Below are 18,820 nucleotides of genomic sequence, written 5' to 3'. Positions count from 1 at the left end.
GGCAGTGGCGCCGTCGGCCGCCAGGGACCGCCAGTACTGGCGTGACGTCGGCACCATGGACTCGTACTACGAGGCCAACATGGACCTCATCTCGCCCCTGCCGCTCTTCAACCTCTACAACCTGCAGTGGCCCATCTACACGCGGCAGAGCGTCTCGCCTCCGGCGAAGTTCGTCCGGAGCGCGTCGGGCCGGTCCGGCGAGGCCCACGACTCGATCGTGTCGGCCGGCGTCGTCGTCTCCGGCGGCGCAGTGCAGGGGTCGATCCTGGCGACGGATGTGTTCATCGACGAGGCCGCCGAGGTCACCGGCTGCGTGCTCCTGGACAAGGTCACCGTCGGCGCGGGCGCCGTGGTCCGGCGCGCCATCATCGACAAGAACGTCCGCATCCCGCCGGGCGCCCAGATCGGGGTGGACTTCGAACTGGACCGCAGCCGCGGGTTCGCGGTCACGGATTCAGGGCTGACGATCGTCAGCAAGGGCCAGGTCGTCGCACCGGCCTACCCCACCACCTGACGCACGCGCGGAAAGGCCCCCGGCACGCGCCGGGGGCCTTTCCGTGTCCCGGGGCTAGGCGACCCTCGTGATGGCGACCCTCACGTTCAGGGTGGAGCCCCCGCCGCCGGAGAGGATGCCCTTGAGCGGCGAGACGTCCCGGTAGTCGCGGCCGCGGGCCACGGAGACGTGGAAGTCGCTCACCGGGCCGCTGTTGGTCGGATCCCAGCCGCGCCACTCGCCGTCGTACCACTCGACCCACGCGTGCGACTGACCCGCCACCGTCTCGCCGACGCCGGCGCTGCGTCGCGGGTGGAGGTAGCCGGAGATGTACCGTGCGGGGACGCCGAGGCTGCGCAGGGCGCCGATGGCGACGTGCGCGAGGTCCTGGCAGACGCCCTTCCGCTCGGCCCAGGCATCGCGTGCGTTGGTCTGCACGCCGGTGGCGCCCTGGACGTAGTCCATCTCCGCCCTGAGCCAGTCGAAGACGGCGTGGGCGGCCGCATGCGGGTTCAATCCCTCGGTCACGGCTGCGACCTGTTTCCGCACCTCCTCCCCCGGCTCGCTGAGCGGCGTCTGGCTCAGCCAGTCGGAGAAATCGTCCGTGAGGGACGGCGCCGCGAGGTGCTCCCAGGACAGGATCTCGTCCTCGCCGGGGACGCGCTCGGACCGGCTGACCTCCACTGTCGAGACGGCCGTGACCTCCAGGTGCTCGTGGGGCACGTGGACGTCGAACGAGGTCACGCGTGTCCCCCAGTAGTCGCGGTAGGTCGCGACGGCGGCACTCGAGGGGTTCACCTTCAGCGTGGACTCGAGGACCACCTGCTGCGGATCGGTCAGCGGCGTCATCCGGGCCTCGTTGTAGGACAGGGAGACCCGGCGCAGGTAGTCGTAGCCGGTGCGGTGTTCGATCAGCAGGCGTGTCATGAGACCTCTCCGACCCAGGACAACTCGTCGGCCTGGGAAAAGTACGTGCGGGAAACGGCATCGGAGGCCCGCGCGCAGGCCTTCTGGACGCGTTCCATGTGCTCGGGCAGCTCGGACATCAGGTCCCGCGTCTGGTGGAACTCGAGGAAGGTCCGGGCCTGTCCCACGATGCGGCTGGCATCGTTGATGAAGCCGACGCGCTGGTAGGCGGGATTCAGCTGGGTCAGGCACTTCTCGGCGTCGCTCAGCGCATAGACGATGGAGCGCGGGAACAACCGGTCCAGGAGCAGGAACTCGGCGGCCTGCTGGTCGCCGAAGGACGCCCGGCGCGTCCGCAGGAACGACTCGTAGGCGCCGGCGCAGCGCAGCATGTTGACCCAGGAGAGGCCGGCCGCGTGGACGTCGTGCGTGGAGAGCATCCGGGCCGTCATGTCCGCCCGCTCCAGGCTGCGCCCGAGGACGAGGAACTGCCAGGACTCGTCGTGGCTCATCGTGGTGTCGGAGAGGCCGCGCACCATCGCGGTACGCTCCACCACCCAGTGGCAGAAGCGGTAGGTGCCCACGACGTCCTTGCGGTGCTGCGTGAGCCCGTACCACGTGGTGTTGAGGCTCTCCCACACGCTGCTGGAGACGGTCTCACGGGCGCGTCGGGCGTTCTCCCGGGCGGCTCCGAGGGCACCGGCGATGGAGGTGGCGCTCGTCCGGTCGTACGCGAGGGCCTGCAGCAGGTCGGAGAGGTCGATGTCGTCCTGCTCCGGGCGGCTGCCCATCACGCCGAGCAGCTGACGCGAGGTCTCGCGCTGCTGGGGCAGCGGCATCTGGTTGAGCCGTTCGAGATGCACGTCCAGGATGCGCGCGGTGCCGTCCGCCCGTTCGACGTAGCGGCCGATCCAGAAGAGGGATTCAGCGATCCGGCTGAGCATGGGGCCTGCCTTCCAGGGGGGTCGTGTGCGGGATGCGGGGCGCGGGAGCGGTCACTGCTGCTGCTGCTCCGACTGCTTGTCCTGCCAGTTCGTCTCGATCGGCCAGACACTGGTGCGCTCGCGGACGGTCACCGCCGGGCGCTCCCGAGGTCCGTCGTCGCCTGCCGTGCCGCGCACCTCGCCGTCCACCACCCAGGTGTCCTTGGATCCGCCGCCCTGGCTGGAGTTCACGATGAGCGAGCCCTCCTTCATGGCCACGCGCGTCAGCCCGCCGGGCAGCACCCACACCTCCTCGCCGTCGTTGACGGCGAAGGGCCGCAGGTCCACGTGGCGGGGGCTGAACTGCCCGCCGGACATCGTGGGCACGGTGGAGAGCTGGAGGACCGGCTGCGCGATCCAGCCGCGCGGATCCTCGAGGACCTTCGCGCGGAGGACATCGAGCTCGGCCCGGGTGGCGTCGGGTCCGATCACGAGGCCCTTGCCGCCGGAACCGTCCACCGGCTTGACGACGAGTTCGTCCAGCCGGTCGAGCACCTCCTCGCGCGCGTCGGGCTCCTCGAGCCGGTACGTGTCCACGTTGGCGATGATGGGCTCCTCGCCCAGGTAGTACCGGATGAGATCGGGCACGTAGGTGTACACGAGCTTGTCGTCGGCGACGCCGTTGCCCACGGCGTTCGCGATCGTGACCATGCCGGCACGTGCTGCGTTGACGATCCCGGGACACCCGAGCACCGAGTCGGCCCGGAACTGCAGGGGGTCGAGGAACTCGTCGTCGATGCGCTTGTAGATGACGTCCACGCGCTGCTCCCCCGCCGTCGTCCGCATGTACACGCGGTTGCCGCGGCAGATGAGGTCGCGTCCCTCCACGAGCTCCACGCCCATCAGGCCGGCCAGCAGGGTGTGCTCGAAATAGGCGGAGTTGAAGACTCCGGGGGTCAGGACGACGACGGTGGGGTCCTCGACGCCCGGCGGCGCTGTCTTGCGCAGGGCGGCGAGGAGCCGCCGCGGGTACTCCTCGACCGGACGGATGTGCTGCTGACCGAACGCCTCGGGGAGGCCTTTCGCCATCGCCCGCCTGTTCTCCAGGACGTAGCTGACGCCGCTCGGCACACGCACGTTGTCCTCGAGGACGCGGAAGGTGCCCTGCTGGTCGCGCACGACGTCGATCCCGGAGATGTGGACACGCACGCCGCCGGCCGGCGCGAACCCGGCGACCTCCCGGTGGAAGTGGGCGCTGGAGGTGATCAGGCGCTGCGGGATCACGCCGTCGGACACCACGGCCATCTTGTCGTAGACGTCGCTCAGGAACGCCTCGAGCGCCCGCACGCGCTGCGCCACGCCGCGTTCGAGCACGTCCCAGTCGCTGCCGGCGATCACGCGCGGCACGATGTCGAGCGGGAAGGGCCTCTCCTCGCCCGCGAAGTCGAACGTGACGCCGCGGTCCAGGAAGGTGCGCGCCATCGAGTCGGCGCGCGCCGTCACGTCGGCGAGGTTCAGCTCGTCGAGCGCCGCGGCGACCTGGCCGTACTCGGTGCGCGGGAACTGCCCGGGATCGAACATCTCGTCGAAGGCGGGCGTCTTGCGGGCGGCGGCTGCGTAGTCAGCAAAGAGCTCGGACATGGGTCAACAGTGCCATGGATCCCGCGCCGGTACACCGCGGCACACGCCGGTACACGCACGGTTAACACGCCCGAAACGAAGCGGACGGGGTGCATGGTTGAATGGCCGGATGAAGAACGAGAACCTGCGCCGGGACGAGGCAGCTGCACGTTCGGCACTGCTGCAGACGGAGCGCTACACCGTCGAACTGGACCTCTCGGACGCCAGGGACCCCGCCAGGGGGACGTACCGGAGCACCACCACCGTGTCCTTCACCTGCCGGGAGCCGGGCAGCTCCACCTTCCTCGACTTCATCGGGGAGGTCACCTCCGTGGAACTGAACGGACGCGCCCTGGATCGGGCAGTGGCCGGCGACGGCGCCCGTGTGAGGCTCGACGACCTGGCAGCGCACAATACGGTGACGGTCGAGGGGCTGGCCTCCTACAGCACGAGCGGCGAGGGACTCCACCGGTTCGTGGACCCGGTGGACGGCGAGACCTACCTCTACACGCAGTACGAGCCGGCGGACGCACGCCGCGTCTTTGCGAACTTCGAGCAGCCCGACCTCAAGGCGTCCTTCACGTTCAGCGTCCTGGCACCGGCGGGGTGGACGGTGGCCTCGAACGGCGCACAGGCGAACGCCCTGCCGTCCGACGACGGCACCGTGCACTGGACCTTCGAGCCGACGCGGCGGATCTCGACGTACATCACCACGATCCTGGCCGGCCCCTACCACCGGGAGACCGGCTCCTGGACGGGCACACCGGGGACCGCGGGTGAAGGCCTGGAGGTGCCGCTCGCCCTGTACTGCCGCCGGTCGCTGGCGCCCTCGTTCGACGCCCCGGAGATCCTCGACACGACGCGGCGCGGCCTCGACTTCTTCCACGAGCTGTTCGACTACCCGTACCCCTTCGGCAAGTACGACCAGGCCTTCGTACCGGAGTACAACCTCGGGGCCATGGAGAACCCCGGACTCGTGACGTTCACGGAGAACTACGTCTTCCGGTCGGCCGCCACCGAGGCGCAGCGCGAGGCGCGCGCGAACACGATCCTGCACGAGATGGCGCACATGTGGTTCGGCGACCTCGTGACCATGTCCTGGTGGGACGACCTCTGGCTCAAGGAGTCCTTCGCCGACTACATGGGAGCTCTCGGCGTGGCCGAGGCCACGCGGTGGAGCACTTCGTGGGTGAGTTTCGCCAACCGCCGGAAGGCGTGGGCCTACGTCCAGGACCAGCTCCCGACGACGCACCCGATCGTCGCGGACATCCCCGACCTGGAGGCCGCGAAGCAGAACTTCGACGGCATCACGTATGCCAAGGGCGCCTCGGTGCTGAAACAGCTCGTCGCCTTCGTCGGCCGGGACGCCTTCACCGAGGCGGCGCGGCAGTACTTCCGGAAGCACGAGTACGGGAACACGACCCTCACCGACCTCCTCGACGTGCTGGCCGACGCGACGGGACAGGACCTCGGGTCCTGGTCGCGGTCCTGGTTGCAAACCTCCGGCGTGCCGTCCCTCCGGGCGGAGGTCTCCGCCACGAACGGTGTCCTCTCCGGGGTGACGATCGTGCAGGAGGCCCTGGACCCCGTCACGGGCCGGGACGAGCCCCGGCCCCACCGCATCCGGCTCGGCCTGTACTCCTTCGACACGGAGGGACGCCTGGTCCGGACGGGAACCGAGGCGGTGACGGTCGAGGGCGGGCGGACGCCGGTGCCCGCGCTCGCCGGCGCAGCGCAGCCCGATCTCCTGCTGGTCAACGACGACGACCTCACCTACGCGAAGCTCTCCTTCGACGAGCGGTCGCTCGCCACCCTGCTGTCCTCGATCGACCGCCTGCAGGATCCCCTCGCACGCGCCACCTGCCTGACCGCGCTCTGGTCGAGCACCAGGGATGCGCTCCTGCCGGCGGGCTCCTACCTCGACGCCGTCCTGCTCGCCGCACCGGCCGAGACGGGGGTGGGCGTCCTGCAGGTCCTGCTGGCCAATGTGCGCACGGCGGTCGAACGGTTCGCTCCCGCCGACCAGCGGGACGGTCTCCGGGACCGGATGTGCCGCTTCCTGGTGGACGGGCTGCGGAGCGCCGGGGCGGGGGCGGACCTGCAGCTCGCCTGGGCCCGTGCACTCGCCACCGCCGCCCGCACCGTTCCCCGGGCGGCCGACGTGGTGCGCTCCGTCCTCGACGGCGACGAGCGGATCCCGGGGTTGCCCCTCGACGCCGAGGTTCGCTGGCTCTTCCTGCAGGGGCTCGCCGCGCAGCAGCGCGTACGGCCGGGCGAGCTGGAGGCCGAGCGCGCGGCCGACCCTACCGCGGCGGGCAGGGTCGGATTCACGCTGGCCTCCGCGGCGATACCGGACGCAGCCATCAAGAAGGCGACGTGGACGGAGGCCGTGCAGGGTGAGCGGCTGTCCAACGAGTTGCTCAGCGCCGCGATCGAGGGCTTCCTGCTCGGCCCGCACGAACTCCTGGCGAGCTACGAGGAGCCCTATTTCGAGGCGCTGCGCCGCGTCTGGTCCGAGCGCGGCATCGAGATGGCGAGCAGGATCGTCCGGGGGCTGTACCCGGGCCGGCAGGATGCCTCGGGTGCGCCGGAGTCCCACCCGGTCGTGCGGAGGACGGACGAGTGGCTCACGGCCAACGCGGATGCGCCCGCCGCCCTGCGGCGCATCGTCGTCGAGGAGCGGGACCATCTGCTGCGCGCCCTCCGCGCACAGGTTCAGGGCACGCGGTAGAGCCACTCCCCGGTGCCGAACTTGTGCTCCACCAACTCCTCGGCGCGCCGCAGTTCGTCGTCGGACAGGGTCGTGTCCACCGCGCCGTAGCGGCGGCGGAAGGTGGACATCATCACGTCGATGATCTGCTCCCGGGACATGCCGGTCTGGCGTCGCAGCGGGTCCACGCGCTTCTTGGCGCTCTTCGTGCCCTTGTCGGACATCTTCTCCTTGCCGATGCGGAGGACCTCGAGCATCTTGTCGGCGTCGATGTCGTAGCTCATGGTCACGTGGTGCAGCATGCCGCCGTTCGCCAGCCGCTTCTGGGCCGCGCCGCCGATCTTCCCGATGTCCGTGGCGATGTCGTTGAGGGGCTGGTACCAGGCCCGGATCCCGAGCTCCTCCAGCGCCTCCATGACCCAGGCGTCGAGGAAGGGATACGAGTCCGCGAAGCTCATGCCGTCCACGAGGGACTGCGGGACGTAGAGCGAGTACGTGATGGCGTTCCCGTGCTCCATGAACATGGCGCCGCCGCCGCTGATCCTGCGGACCACGGTCACACCGTGCCGGGCGGCGCCGTCCGGGTCCACCTCGTTGCGCATGGACTGGAAGCTCCCGATCACGACCGACGGCGACTGCCATTCCCAGAACCGCAGGACCGGGTTGCGGGCACCCGCACCGACGTCACGGGTCAGCACCTCGTCCATGGCGACGTGCATCGCGGTGGACAGCGGTGTGGGCGGGATGATCTCCCACTGGTGGTCCGCGAAGCCCGTGGCCCGGCCCAGTGCACGGCGCACCGCGGTGGCAACGGCCTCCGCCGAGAAGCCGAACAGGACGGCGGTGGGATCGAGCCGTGTGGTGATGGCGGCGGCGAGTTCTCCCGGCGCGGTGTCGGCGGGCAGGCCCTCGAGGGCCGCGTTGATGTCCAGGAGGGCTTCGTCCGGTTCGAGGAAGAAGTCGCCGTTGACCGAGACGTGGGCGAGGCGTCCGTCGCGCACATCGAGGTCCACGGCCGTGAGCTTGCCGCCGGGCGTCTTGTACTCGCCGTGCAGGCGGTCGGTGTCCGGAGCGTGAGCCATGGCAGTGCCTTCCGGTAGGGCCCGGTGCCGGGCTCCGTGCTGATGGGATGCGGTGATGGGTCCGACACCGGAGTGTGGCGGCGGAGTGCGGTGGTGGAGCGCGGTGCGGGTCCGGCGTTAAGCGGGAAGAGCCACGCCGGACCGGCGTGGCTCTTCCTGGCGGACGGTGGGCACGGGGCCGTCTGTCCGGTGCTCGCGGGGAGCTGGGCTACTTCTTGCCGCCGAAGCCCTTGAAGCGTGCGTTGAAGCGCTCGACGCGGCCGGCGGAGTCCATGATGCGCTGCTTGCCGGTGTAGAACGGGTGCGACTCCGAGGAGATCTCGACCTCGATGAGGGGGTAGGTGTTGCCGTCTTCCCACTCGATGGTCTTGGGCGAGCCGACCGTCGACTTGGTCAGGAACGCCTTGTCGGAGGCCAGGTCGCGGAACACGACCGACTGGTACTTGGGGTGGATATCAGACTTCACGGGACTACCTTCTCTGGTTGCCTGGATTTTGCCAGGCACGGGAAATTGAAAGGTTGGCGACAGTGCCAGCTGTCCATACTAGCGCAGGTGGGGCGTCGACGCTAAAGCGCGGGGCGCGCGCCGTCGTCGTACCGGCACTCCCAGAAGGCGACGGCGGCTGCCGCGGCGACATTGAGGGAGTCCACCCCGCCGTGCATGGGGATGGTCAGCGCGACGTCGGCCTCGGCGAGGGCGCCGGAGCTCAGGCCCTCCCCCTCGGTGCCCAGCATGAGGGCGAGTCGCTCCTGCTCCCGGGCCGGGAAGTCGCCGAGCTCCCGTGCGCCGGGCACCAGGGCCAGGGCGGCGACGGTGAAGCCCGCCCTGCGGACGGTGGCGAGGTCGTCCGGCCAGGTGCGGAGTCGCACCCAGGGCACCTGGAAGACGCTGCCCATGCTGACGCGCACGGACCGCCGGTACAGCGGGTCGGCGCTGCGGGGGCTCAGCAGCACGGCATCGATGCCGAGGGCCGCCGCGGAGCGGAAGACGGCCCCGAGGTTCGTGTGGTCCACCATGTCCTCGATCACGGCGACGCGCCGCGCTGAGGCGAGGACGTCGGCGAGCGGGAGGGGCGCCGGGCGGTGCACAGCGGCCAGGGCGCCGCGGTGGAGGTGGAACCCGGTGATGGCCTCGAGCGTCGCCTCGGGCGCCACGAAGGCCGGGACGGACGGGAAGCGCGCGATGACGTCGGCGAGGTCCGGCAGCCATTTCGGGGCCAGGAGGAAGGACCGCGGGGCATGGCCGGCGTCGATGGCGCGGCGCAGCACCTTCGAGCTCTCGGCGATGTAGAGGCCCTCGGCCGGCTCCTTCGCGAGGCGGAGCTGGACATCCGTGAGGTTCCGGTAGTCCGAGAGTCGGGGGTCGTCGACGGTCTCGAGCTGGACGAGCGCCATCAGGTGCGCGTACCGGACGCGGGGCCGGCTGCCGGCGGGGTCACGCCCGGGCGACCGCGCTGTAGCGGCCGTTCTCCTCGGTGACCTTGAGAGCGACGTCGAACGCTTCGCTGAGGTTCTCCTCGGTCAGGACGCCTGCGACGGGCCCGGCGGCGACGATGCTGCCGTCGCGGAGGAGCAGCGCGTGCGTGAAGCCGGGGGGCACCTCCTCGAGGTGGTGCGTGACGAGCACCATGGCCGGCGCTTCCTCGTCCCGGGCGAGCTCGGTGAGGCGCTGCACCAGGTCCTCGCGGCCCGCGAGGTCGAGACCGGCGGCCGGTTCGTCGAGGAGCAGCAGTTCGGGGTCCGCCATGAGGGCCCGCGCGATCTGGACACGCTTGCGCTCGCCCTCGCTCAGGGAGCCGAACGGGCGATTCATGAAACGGGACATGCCCCAGGTGTGGAGCAGGCGGAACGCGCGTCGCTCGTCGAGGCGCTCGTACTGCTCGCGCCACCGGCCGGTGACGCCGTAGGAGGCCGTGACGACGACGTTCAGGACCGTCTCGTGCTCCGGGACCTGGGTCGCCAGGGCCGCGGAGGCGAGCCCTATGCGCGGGCGGAGCTCGAAGACGTCCACCGCGCCCATCACCTCGTCGAGGATGCCGACCACGCCGCGGGTGGGGTGCAGGCGTGCGCCGGCGAGCTGCAGCAGGGTGGTCTTGCCCGCTCCGTTGGGGCCCATGACCACCCAGCGCTCCCCCTCGCCGACCTGCCAGTCGATGTCATCGAGAAGGGTCTTGCCGCCCCTGACGAGGCTCACTCCCGCCAGTTCCAGAACGTTCCTCATGGTCCTAGACACTAGGCTAAGGACCGGCCCCGTGGCGAAACCGGAGAGCCTCCGGCCCGGGGCGCCCGCCCGGCGGGTCGCCGGCTCCGCTCGCGTGGCGCACGGACCGCCCACGGGGACGACGCCTTCACCGTGGGACCTCACGGCCTCGGGACAAGTATTCGACGACGCCGCGGCAGCGGCACGGACAGGAGCGGACACATGCCGGACAACGCCAGGGTGGTCGCCTACGCAGCGACGCTCGAGGACGGCCACCGCCGTGACCTGACGGGAATCCTTGAAGCCCTCGGCGTCGACGTGACGGGGGCGTCCTCCGCGGGAACGTCGTCGTACGACGTCCTGACGCTGGAGGTCGTGCTCCCGGCCGCAGCGGCACCGGTGCGCGCCGCCCTCGCCGCGTGGACCTCGACGACCGGCATCGGCGCCGCGTATGTCCCGGCCGCGGTGTACGGGCCGGGACCGAAGCTGCTGATCATGGACGTCGACTCCACGCTCATCAAGCAGGAGGTCATCGAACTGCTCGCGGCGCACGCCGGCCGCGAGGCGGAGGTGGCTGCCGTGACGGAGGCCGCGATGCGGGGCGAACTCGACTTCGCCCAGTCACTCCATCACCGCGTACGCGCGCTGGAGGGACTGCCGGCGACGGTCATCGAGGAAGTGGTGGCCCGCATCGAACTGAGCGACGGCGCCGAGCGGCTCGTGGAGGCGTATCTCGGGGCCGGTCACCGCGTCGGTGTCGTGTCGGGGGGTTTCTCGCAGGTCCTCGCACCCCTGGCCGACCGCCTCCGGCTGTCCTTCGCGAAGGCGAACGACCTCGAGGTCGTCGGTGGCATCCTGACCGGGCGCGTCGCCGGTGCGGTGGTCGACCGCCGGGAGAAGGAGCGCACCCTCCGTGCCGAGGCGGAGCACGCCGGGATCCCGATCGCCGCCACCGTGGCGGTGGGCGACGGCGCGAACGACCTCGACATGCTGGCGGCGGCGGGCCTGGGTGTCGCGTTCAACGCGAAGCCGGCCGTCCGCGCGGTGGCGGACGCCGCCCTGGACCTGCCGGACCTGGACGTCGTCCGCCACCTGGCAGGCGTATAGGTCAGCTCTTCGCGAGGAAGTCCTCGGCGCCGCCCACGTACTCCGTGTGGCCGCTCGGCACGTCGGCCGTCGCCATCCGGACGATCTCGGTGGCGAACTCGGCCACCGAGTACAGGCGCCCGGCCTCCTGCCGGCGTGCCTCGATGGCACCCGGGGTGGCCCGGTCGAGCAGGGTCGCGGTGACCGTGCCCTCGATCATGTCGCCGGACACGACCACCAGGGAGATGCCCTTCTCGTCGAGCTGCGGGATCAGGGCGCGCAGCGCATCCTCGCCCGCCCGCTTGCTGCGGGCCACCGGTTCGTAGGCGTCCATGGTGGCGACCTTCTCGATGAAGTGCGCCTGGTGGCTCGTGATGAAGACCACGCGCGACCCCTCCGGCATGACCTCGACGGCTGCCGCCAGCATGCCGACCTGCGCGTCGCGGTTGAGCTTGAGCGCGTAGTCCTCCCCCATGTTCGTCTCCATGCCGCCGGAGGCGTTGAGCACCAGCAGATCGAGTCCCCCGAAGGTGGAGACGGCGGCGTCGACCAGCGCGGCCGGTCCCTCCGGCGTGGTCAGGTCCGCTCCCACGGCGACGGCCCTGCCGCCGGCCGCCTCGATCGCCGCGACGACCTTGGTGGCGCGCGGCGCCTTCTGGCGGTAGTTGACGACGACGGCCGCGCCCTGCGCGGCGAGCTGCTGCGCGACGTCGGCGCCGATGCCGCGGGAGGATCCGGTGACGATTGCTGTGGTGCCCTCGAGGGTGGCCATGGTGCTCCTTCTACTGGAATTCTGGGTGCTGCCGGGATGCCGCTGGGATCATGCTGGGGTGCCGCAGGTGTCGTGCGCGGGTCAGTGACCCATGCCGAGGCCGCCGTCCACCGGGATGACCGCACCGGAGATGTAGCCTGCGGAGTCGCCCGCCAGCCAGGACACGACGCCGGCGACCTCGTCCGGGGATGCGAAGCGCCCGGCGGGGATGGTGGCCAGGTAGCTCTTGCGGGTCTCCTCGGGCAGTTCCGCGGTCATGTCGGTGTCGATGAAGCCGGGAGCGACGACGTTCGCCGTGATCCCCCGCGAGCCCAGCTCGCGGGTCAGGGAGCGCGCGATGCCCACGAGTCCCGCCTTCGACGCCGAGTAGTTGATCTGGCCGGGGGCGCCGTAGAGGCCCGTGACGCTCGAGATGAGGATGACGCGGCCGCGCCGCAGGCGGATCATGCCGCGCGAGGCGCGCCGGACCACCCGGAACGCACCGGTGAGGTTCGTGTCGATGACGTCGGTGAAGTCGCTCTCGCTCATCCGGAGCAGGAGGGTGTCCCGGGTGATGCCGGCATTCGCCACGAGGACCTCCACCGGCCCGTGCTCCGCCTCGACCCGGGTGAAGGCGGCGTCGATCTGCTCCTCGCTCGTGACATCGGCCCGGACGCCCAGCATCCCGTCGGGGATCTCGCCACTTCGGTAGGTGATGGCAACCTTATCGCCGTTGGCTACGAATACCTTGGCGATGGCGAGGCCGATACCCCGGTTTCCTCCGGTTATGAGGACGCTGCGACCGGTTGTCGTCGTCGTGCTGTCTGCACCAGTTGCCAAGGGGAAACTCCTCTGTCTGCGGGACCGGAAGGGACCCGCGTTGTTCTGTATCGGGGATCGCGCTGCGATCCGGCGGGGCGTCCCAGCCCCTCCGGGCCCGTTCCGCGGCTCTTCCGTCAAACTATCCCGACGATCCTAGCGGCGCATCCCTCAACTTCGGGAACGGGAGCCCGAGTGAGACAATGGAGGGAGTCTTTTTGGAGTGTGATGAGTAAACAAACGAAGCACGACACAGACGTCCACAGCATCTCCGACGCTCGTGAATCACACAGCGAGGAAATGCGTACACGAATGATCAGGTACACGGTCTCGATGAGCATCCGCCTCGTCTGCTTCGTCCTGATCTTCGTCGTCCCCTACGTGTGGCTGCAGTGGGTGATGATCGCCGGAGCGGTCTTCCTGCCCTACTTCGCCGTGATCGTGGCGAACGGCGGCAGCGACACCAGCAACATCCGGCACAGCGACGCCCTGATCGACCGCGCTCCGGTGCGGGAGCTCGAGGCGAAGGTGGTCGACAGCGATCCGGACGACGGCGACGACGTCCTGAGCGGCGAGATCCTCGACGACACCGCCCACCCCGCGGCGCACGGGTCCTCTGCCGCCGGCAACAGCAGGCCCGGTGGCGATGCCTGATCTCCCCTCCGGCCTTCGGCCCGCGGTCGGCACCTCGACCGCGGGCCTCGGGCTGTTCTCACCCCCTGCGCCCGCAGCGGGCGACGGGCCGGTCTGCTCGCGCAAGGGCTGCCGGAACGGGGCCGAGTGGCAGCTGCTCTGGAACAACCCGCGTATCCACACCCCCGAACGCCGGAAGGCCTGGGCATCGTGCCCGGACCACGTCGCGTGGTTCGAGGAGTACCTCCGGGACCGCGGTCTTTGGAGGCAGACGCTTCCCCTCACCGCCGATCGACCGTTGGAGACCCGCTAGGTGTACCGCTTCCTCTTCTCCGCCCGATGGCTCGGCTGGCTCGCCATGGTCGTGGTGCTGGCCGCCGGCTGCGTGGCCCTGGGTCGCTGGCAACTCGACCGCCGCGAGGCCGTCGTGGAGGACATCCAGCGCATCGTGGCGAACTACGACGCCGCCCCGGAACGCTACGTGCCCGGGGAGAACGGCTTCGACGACTACGACCCCTCCCGGGAGTGGTCTCCGGTGACGTTCGTGGGGACCTACGACGTCGCGAACCAGGTGGTGGTCCGCAACCGCCCGATGAACGGGCAGCCGGGGTACGAGGTGCTGACCCCGCTCAGGCTCGACGACGGCACGGCCGTGATCATCGACCGGGGCTGGCTGCCCATCGGCAATGCCGAGGCCGGGCGCCCCGACGAGGTCCCCGAGCCCCCGGCCGGGCAGGTGGAGGTCACCGCCAGGACCAAGCCGGGAGAGCCTGCCGTCAACCGCGGCGCCCCCGAGGGCCAGGTCGCGTCGATCGATCTCCCCGCGCTCGCCGACCGGCTCGACTACCCGGTGCAGGACGCCGCCTACGGGCTCCTGGCGCTCGAGCGCCCGGCAGCGTCGCAGACACCGCTCGCAGCGCCCAAGCCCTCGATCGACGAGGGGCCGCACCTGTCCTACTCCCTGCAGTGGTTCGCCTTCGGGGTCCTGGCCTTCGTCGGCCTCGGCTACGCGGCGCGCCAGCAACGCCGGAGCGACGCGGAGCAGGACGGCACCCTCCCCGAGCAGCCGGTCCGCCGGCGTCGACGTCCGTCGTCGGAGGAGGAAGAGGACGCGATCCTCGACGCGCAGGGCATCCGCTAGGTCCTGCGCGGATCAGGACCCTTCCGGTGCCCCAGGGGCCCAGCCGAGTGCGGCCCGCGCGGCGGCGGGCAGCGAGGCGACGACGAGGTCGTAGGAGTCCTCGATCATGTCCCGCACCGTCCCGGCGGGGAGGTCGCCGTCGAGGCGCACGCCGTTCCAGTGCTTCTTGTCGAGGTGCCAGGCGCCGGTGATCCCGGGGTGAGCTGCGCGAAGCTGGACGGCCAGCGCCGGGTCGCACTTGAGGGAGATGGACGACGGCGCGCGGTCGACGGGGACCAGCGCGAAGATCTTCCCCGGACGCGGGGGCGCGGTCGGCACGCGCACCCGGAACACCGCCACCTCCGGGCCGAACGGATAGTCCTCGTAGGCGCCGGGGAAGGACAGGCACGAGCTCCGGAGCCGGTCGAGATCCACGCCACCACCCTAGCGGCTGCGCTCCGGTGATACCCGTGCAGGCTCCGCCGGCCCCGGTGGTGCCGGCGGAGGCTAGGCGAGGGTGACGAGCTCCAGGTAGTCCTGGTTCCAGAGGTCCTCGACGCCGTCCGGCAGCAGGACCACGCGCTCGGGGTCGAGCGCGTCGACGGCTCCCTCGTCGTGGCTCACCATCACCACGGCGCCGCTGTAGTTCTTCAGGGCACCGAGGATCTCGGCGCGGCTCGCCGGGTCCAGGTTGTTGGTGGGCTCGTCGAGCAGCAGGACGTTCGCCGAGGACGCGACGATGGTCGCCAGGGCCAGGCGAGTCTTCTCGCCACCGGACAGCACACCGGCGGGCTTGTCGACGTCGTCGCCCGAGAACAGGAAGGACCCCAGGATCCCGCGCACCTCGGCGTCCTGCATGTCCGGTGCGGAGGACTTCATGTTCTCCAGCACGGTGCGCTGCGTGTCCAGCGTCTCGTGTTCCTGGGCGTAGTAGCCCACCTTGAGGCCGTGGCCCGCGATGACCTGCCCGGTATCGGGCTTGTCCACGCCGGCGAGCATGCGCAGCAGCGTGGTCTTCCCGGCTCCGTTGAGACCGAGGATCACCACCTTCGACCCGCGGTCGATCGCGAGGTCGACGTCGGTGAAGATCTCCAGCGATCCGTAGGACTTGCTGAGGCCCTCGGCCGTCATGGGCGTCTTGCCGCACGGAGACGGTTTCGGGAAGCGGAGCGCCGCCACGCGGTCGGAGGCGCGCACGGCATCGAGGCCGCCGAGCAGGCGTTCGGCGCGCTTGGCCATGTTCTGGGCAGCGACGGCCTTCGAGGCCTTCGCCCGCATCTTGTTGGCCTGGTCCATGAGGACCTGGGCCTTCTTCTCGGCATTGGCGCGCTCACGCTTGCGGGCGCGCTCGTCCGTCTCGCGCTGGAGCTGGTACCGCTTCCAGCCCATGTTGTAGACGTCGATGGTCGCGCGGTTGGCGTCCAGCTGGAAGACCTTGTTCACGGTCGCCTCGAGGAGTTCGACGTCGTGGCTGATCACGATCAGGCCGCCCTGGTGGTTCTTGAGGAAGTCACGCAGCCAGGCGATGGAGTCGGCGTCGAGGTGGTTGGTGGGCTCGTCGAGGAGCATCGTCTCCGCGCCCGAGAAGAGGATGCGGGCCAGCTCCACACGCCGGCGCTGACCGCCGGAGAGGGTCTTCAGCGGCTGGTTGAGGATGCGCTCGGGCAGGGCCAGGTTCGAGGAGATGGACGCCGCCTCCGCCTCGGCCGCGTAGCCTCCGCCGGCGAGGAAGGCGGCCTCGATGCGGTCGTAGCGGGCCATCGCCTTGTTCCGCACGGAGGTCTTCTCGCTCGCCATGTCCTCGTGGGCCTGGCGCAGTTCCCCGACCACGGCGTCGAGGTTCCGGGCCGAGAGGATCCGGTCCCGGGCCAGCTGCTCCATGTTCGGCGTGCGGGGGTCCTGCGGGAGGTAGCCGATCTCGCCCGAGCGGGTCACCGTGCCGCCGGCAGGGAGCGACTCCCCTGCCAGGACCTTCGTGAGTGTCGTCTTGCCGGCGCCGTTGCGTCCGACGAGGCCGATCTTGTCGCCCTTGTCCACGCGGAAGGACACCTCGTCCATGAGCAGGCGGGCGCCGGCCCGCAGCTCCAGGTTCGATACGTTGATCACGATGAGGCCTTTCCATGGTGCCGAGGACGGCGATTTCTTGTAGGAATCCCACAAGGGATCCCGGAATGACCGGCGCTAGTGTCGGTACAGAAGCAGTAACGGCTGGAGGAAGTCGACAAATCACCGGAGTAGCCGGTGCGACTCCGGCCTGCTGGAGGAGAGTCCGCCGTGCAGCCACTGGAGAAGACCGTCGCCGGAGCGGGCGGCGCCGGCCGCCCGTCGTCCCGCAAGCGGTGGGATACCACCGATCTCTCGCTGGTCGCGGTCTTTGCCGCCCTCATCGCCGCCCTTGCAATCCTACCCGGTATACCGGTCGGTCCGCTCGGGGTGCCCATCACACTGCAGACTCTCGGGGTGATGCTCGCCGGCGTGGTCCTCGGGCCGGCGCGCGGCGCCGCGGCCGTCCTGCTCTACCTCGCGGCAGGGCTGGTCGGCCTGCCGGTCTTCAGCGGCTTCTCCGGTGGTTTCGGCGTCCTCGCCGGGCCGTCCGCCGGCTACCTCGTGGCGTTCCCCCTCGCGGCCTTCGTCGCCGGCCTGCTCGCCGTCGTCGTGGTGCGCAGGGCACGCCGGTTCCGCACCCTCCTCCTCTTCCTCGCCTGCCTCGCGGCCAGTCTCCTGACCGTCCATCCGCTCGGTGTCGCCGGGCTCGTGGTGAATGCCGGGCTCCCCCTGGGGGACGCCCTCGTCGTGGACGCCGCCTACCTGCCCGGCGACGTGGCCAAGAACGTCCTGGCCGCCGTCCTCGCCGTCTCGGTGCACCGTGCGTTCCCGCGGCTCCTCACCACCGGGACGCGCGCCCCCCGTGATTGAGTTCAGGGGCGCCGCCGTCCGCACCGACGACGACGACGCCCGCGTGCTCCTGCATCCGCTGACGCTGACCCTCAGGGAGCGGCGTGTCTCGGTGATCGGCGCCAACGGTTCCGGCAAGTCGACGCTGCTGCGCCTGATCAACGGATTGCTGGTCCCCTCGGAGGGAGCGGTAGCGGTGTTCGGCGAGGACACCCGGACGGCCGGACGTGCCGTGCGCCGGGCCGTCGGCTTCGTCTTCACGGACCCCCTGTCGCAACTCGTGATGCCGACGGGCCGCGAGGACGTGGAACTGTCCCTGCGCGCGCGCCGGCTCCCGGCAACGGAACGCCGCGCCCGGGCCGACGGCGTCCTGCGCCGATTCGGCCTCGAACACCTCGCCGACCGCAGCATCTACGACCTCTCGGGCGGCGAGCGGCAGATCCTCGCCCTCGCCGTGGTGCTCGCGGTGGAGCCGCGCATCCTGGTCGCGGATGAACCGACGACGCTGCTGGACCTGCGCAACGACGCGCGCATCCGCTCACTCATCGCGGGCCTCGACCAGCAGGTGGTCTTCACGACCCACAATCTCGATTTCGCCCTGGAGAGCGACCGCACCCTCGTCGTGGACGACGGTCGCGTGGTGTTCGACGGCGTTCCCGCCGACGCCGTCGCCCGGTACCGGGATCTCGCCTCGGCCGTGAGGGACGGCCGGCGATGAGGGGCTTCGGCAGCACCCTCGGCCTGTACCGGCCCGGACGCGGATGCCTGTACCGGACGCCCCCGTCGGTCAAGGCGGCCGCCTCGCTCGCCTGCGCGGTCGCCGTCGTCGCCTGGCGATCACCGACCACCACGGCCGGTGTGCTGGTGCTCGCCCTGGGCGCACTCGTGATCGGTGCGCGCCTGTCCCCCCTCCGGATCCTCCGGATGCTCCTGCCCGCGGCCCCCGTCCTCGGCATCCTCGCGCTGTACCAGGGCATCGGCCAGGGGTGGCTGCGGGCCTTCACGGTGGTCGGCGGCATCACCGCCTGCCTCCTGGCGGCGCGGGCCCTGACCCTCACGACGCCGACGCAGGTCCTCCTCGACGGGATGGTCCGGCTGGCCGGCCCCTTCCGAGCGGTAGGCGCCGATCCCGAGCGCTTCGCCCTCACGCTCTCCGTCATGCTGCGGAGCATCCCGTACCTCGCGGGGCTGTTCGTGGGCGTCCGCGAGGCCGCCCGTGCACGCGGTCTCGAGCGGGACCCGCGCGTGGCCGTGACCCCGCTGGTGATCGGCGCCGTGGCCTACGCCCATCGGACGGGTGAGGCGCTCGCTGCACGGGGCCTCGGAGACGATGACCGCGACGGGCACGACGGCCGTCACGACGGGCACGGCCACCTCGGACGCCGCGCCGCCGGGAGCGGCATCGGACGTGACCGCGACCCGGACGGACCCTGACGCGCCGCCGCCCGTGGCGGTGCCCGGCAACCCCTCGGATCCGCCATGGCACGCAGGAAGGGCGGTCCCAGCGTGTGCTGGAACCGCCCTCTCCGGAACTGCCCGGTGCCCGGCTCAGATGTTGAAGCCGAGCGCCCGCATCTGGTCG

General features: G+C 70.7%; 19 protein-coding genes and 1 pseudogene. 9 read left to right on the top strand and 11 right to left on the bottom strand.

Annotated features, from left to right (window positions below; translation table 11 throughout):
• Window positions 1-514 (top strand): annotated as a pseudogene (locus CVO76_RS05590) (glucose-1-phosphate adenylyltransferase); the annotation flags it as partial.
• A 54-nt stretch (window positions 515-568) separates the two neighbouring features.
• On the opposite strand, the gene CVO76_RS05585 reads toward CVO76_RS05590, so the two are convergent.
• The 3 genes from CVO76_RS05585 to CVO76_RS05575 are packed head-to-tail and all read right to left on the bottom strand — an operon-like array spanning window position 569 to window position 3,963.
• Window positions 569-1,420, bottom strand: a complete 852-nt coding sequence (locus CVO76_RS05585) for a transglutaminase family protein (RefSeq protein ID WP_208741136.1) — start codon at window positions 1,418-1,420, stop codon at window positions 569-571.
• The gene (locus CVO76_RS05580; RefSeq protein WP_133081908.1) at window positions 1,417-2,343 is read right to left on the bottom strand and encodes an alpha-E domain-containing protein; all 927 of its coding nucleotides are present in this window, start codon (window positions 2,341-2,343) and stop codon (window positions 1,417-1,419) included. Before CVO76_RS05580 ends, CVO76_RS05585 begins: the two co-directional genes overlap by 4 nt.
• Window positions 2,344-2,394: 51 nt before the next feature.
• Window positions 2,395-3,963, bottom strand: coding sequence for a circularly permuted type 2 ATP-grasp protein (locus tag CVO76_RS05575; RefSeq protein WP_208741134.1), 1,569 nt, complete (start codon window positions 3,961-3,963; stop codon window positions 2,395-2,397).
• A 109-nt stretch (window positions 3,964-4,072) separates the two neighbouring features.
• On the opposite strand from CVO76_RS05575, the gene pepN reads away from it, so the two are divergent.
• On the top strand, window positions 4,073-6,673 hold the full coding sequence (gene pepN / locus CVO76_RS05570; RefSeq protein ID WP_208741132.1) for an aminopeptidase N: 2,601 nt from the start codon (window positions 4,073-4,075) through the stop codon (window positions 6,671-6,673).
• Here pepN and CVO76_RS05565 read toward each other — a convergent pair.
• The 4 genes from CVO76_RS05565 to CVO76_RS05550 form a co-directional block, all read right to left on the bottom strand.
• The gene (locus tag CVO76_RS05565) at window positions 6,658-7,734 is read right to left on the bottom strand and encodes a lipoate--protein ligase family protein (protein WP_208741130.1); all 1,077 of its coding nucleotides are present in this window, start codon (window positions 7,732-7,734) and stop codon (window positions 6,658-6,660) included. The genes pepN and CVO76_RS05565 overlap by 16 nt on opposite strands.
• Before the next feature lie 208 nt (window positions 7,735-7,942).
• Window positions 7,943-8,200: a type B 50S ribosomal protein L31 gene (locus CVO76_RS05560; protein ID WP_105030659.1), complete on the bottom strand. Its 258-nt coding sequence runs from the start codon at window positions 8,198-8,200 to the stop codon at window positions 7,943-7,945.
• Between the two features lie 101 nt (window positions 8,201-8,301).
• A complete protein-coding gene (locus CVO76_RS05555; protein ID WP_208741128.1) occupies window positions 8,302-9,129 on the bottom strand; it encodes a TrmH family RNA methyltransferase in 828 nt (275 codons plus the stop codon).
• Between the two features lie 40 nt (window positions 9,130-9,169).
• Window positions 9,170-9,955 carry an ABC transporter ATP-binding protein gene (locus tag CVO76_RS05550; RefSeq protein ID WP_208741127.1) on the bottom strand — a complete coding sequence of 262 codons (786 nt, stop codon included), beginning with the start codon at window positions 9,953-9,955 and terminating at the stop codon, window positions 9,170-9,172.
• 201 nt (window positions 9,956-10,156) lie between these two features.
• Here CVO76_RS05550 and serB point away from each other — a divergent pair, with 201 nt between their 5' ends.
• Window positions 10,157-11,041, top strand: a complete 885-nt coding sequence (gene serB / locus CVO76_RS05545) for a phosphoserine phosphatase SerB (protein WP_208741125.1) — start codon at window positions 10,157-10,159, stop codon at window positions 11,039-11,041.
• A 1-nt stretch (window position 11,042) separates the two neighbouring features.
• On the opposite strand, the gene CVO76_RS05540 is transcribed toward serB, so the two are convergent.
• Both CVO76_RS05540 and fabG read right to left on the bottom strand, forming a co-directional pair.
• Window positions 11,043-11,792 (bottom strand): SDR family oxidoreductase, encoded by a 750-nt coding sequence (locus CVO76_RS05540; RefSeq protein ID WP_208741123.1) that lies wholly within the window; start codon window positions 11,790-11,792, stop codon window positions 11,043-11,045.
• Between the two features lie 81 nt (window positions 11,793-11,873).
• A complete protein-coding gene (gene fabG, locus CVO76_RS05535; RefSeq protein WP_208741121.1) occupies window positions 11,874-12,611 on the bottom strand; it encodes a 3-oxoacyl-ACP reductase FabG in 738 nt (245 codons plus the stop codon).
• Between the two features lie 207 nt (window positions 12,612-12,818).
• Here fabG and CVO76_RS05530 point away from each other — a divergent pair, with 207 nt between their 5' ends.
• The 3 genes from CVO76_RS05530 to CVO76_RS05520 are packed head-to-tail and all read left to right on the top strand — an operon-like array spanning window position 12,819 to window position 14,364.
• Window positions 12,819-13,244, top strand: a complete 426-nt coding sequence (locus CVO76_RS05530) for a DUF3099 domain-containing protein (RefSeq protein WP_133081899.1) — start codon at window positions 12,819-12,821, stop codon at window positions 13,242-13,244.
• Entirely contained in the window at window positions 13,237-13,536 is a 300-nt protein-coding gene (locus CVO76_RS05525) for a hypothetical protein (RefSeq protein WP_244186227.1), read from the top strand. Before CVO76_RS05530 ends, CVO76_RS05525 begins: the two co-directional genes overlap by 8 nt.
• Window positions 13,537-14,364 (top strand): SURF1 family cytochrome oxidase biogenesis protein, encoded by an 828-nt coding sequence (locus CVO76_RS05520; RefSeq protein ID WP_208741119.1) that lies wholly within the window; start codon window positions 13,537-13,539, stop codon window positions 14,362-14,364.
• Window positions 14,365-14,376: 12 nt separating this feature from the next.
• Here the strand turns inward: CVO76_RS05520 and CVO76_RS05515 are convergent, their stop codons facing one another.
• The gene (locus CVO76_RS05515) at window positions 14,377-14,778 is read right to left on the bottom strand and encodes an MmcQ/YjbR family DNA-binding protein (protein ID WP_208741117.1); all 402 of its coding nucleotides are present in this window, start codon (window positions 14,776-14,778) and stop codon (window positions 14,377-14,379) included.
• A gap of 72 nt (window positions 14,779-14,850) precedes the next feature.
• Window positions 14,851-16,449, bottom strand: a complete 1,599-nt coding sequence (locus tag CVO76_RS05510; protein WP_208741115.1) for an ABC-F family ATP-binding cassette domain-containing protein — start codon at window positions 16,447-16,449, stop codon at window positions 14,851-14,853.
• Between the two features lie 168 nt (window positions 16,450-16,617).
• Between CVO76_RS05510 and CVO76_RS17275 the strand changes: the two genes are divergently transcribed.
• The 3 genes from CVO76_RS17275 to CVO76_RS05500 are packed head-to-tail and all read left to right on the top strand — an operon-like array spanning window position 16,618 to window position 18,672.
• Window positions 16,618-17,259 (top strand): biotin transporter BioY, encoded by a 642-nt coding sequence (locus CVO76_RS17275; protein ID WP_244186226.1) that lies wholly within the window; start codon window positions 16,618-16,620, stop codon window positions 17,257-17,259.
• The gene (locus CVO76_RS05505; protein WP_244186225.1) at window positions 17,252-17,956 is read left to right on the top strand and encodes an energy-coupling factor ABC transporter ATP-binding protein; all 705 of its coding nucleotides are present in this window, start codon (window positions 17,252-17,254) and stop codon (window positions 17,954-17,956) included. The genes CVO76_RS17275 and CVO76_RS05505 overlap by 8 nt, the downstream gene beginning before the upstream one ends.
• Complete coding sequence (locus CVO76_RS05500; protein ID WP_208741111.1) at window positions 17,953-18,672, top strand: energy-coupling factor transporter transmembrane component T family protein; 720 nt, start codon at window positions 17,953-17,955, stop codon at window positions 18,670-18,672. Before CVO76_RS05505 ends, CVO76_RS05500 begins: the two co-directional genes overlap by 4 nt.
• Window positions 18,673-18,820 lie beyond the last annotated feature (148 nt).

The organism is Arthrobacter agilis (assembly GCF_002953615.1).
Taxonomy (GTDB): domain Bacteria; phylum Actinomycetota; class Actinomycetes; order Actinomycetales; family Micrococcaceae; genus Arthrobacter_D; species Arthrobacter_D agilis_B.
The sequence above is the reverse complement of the archived record's forward strand: the minus strand, read 5'-3'. Positions and strand labels throughout refer to the sequence as shown.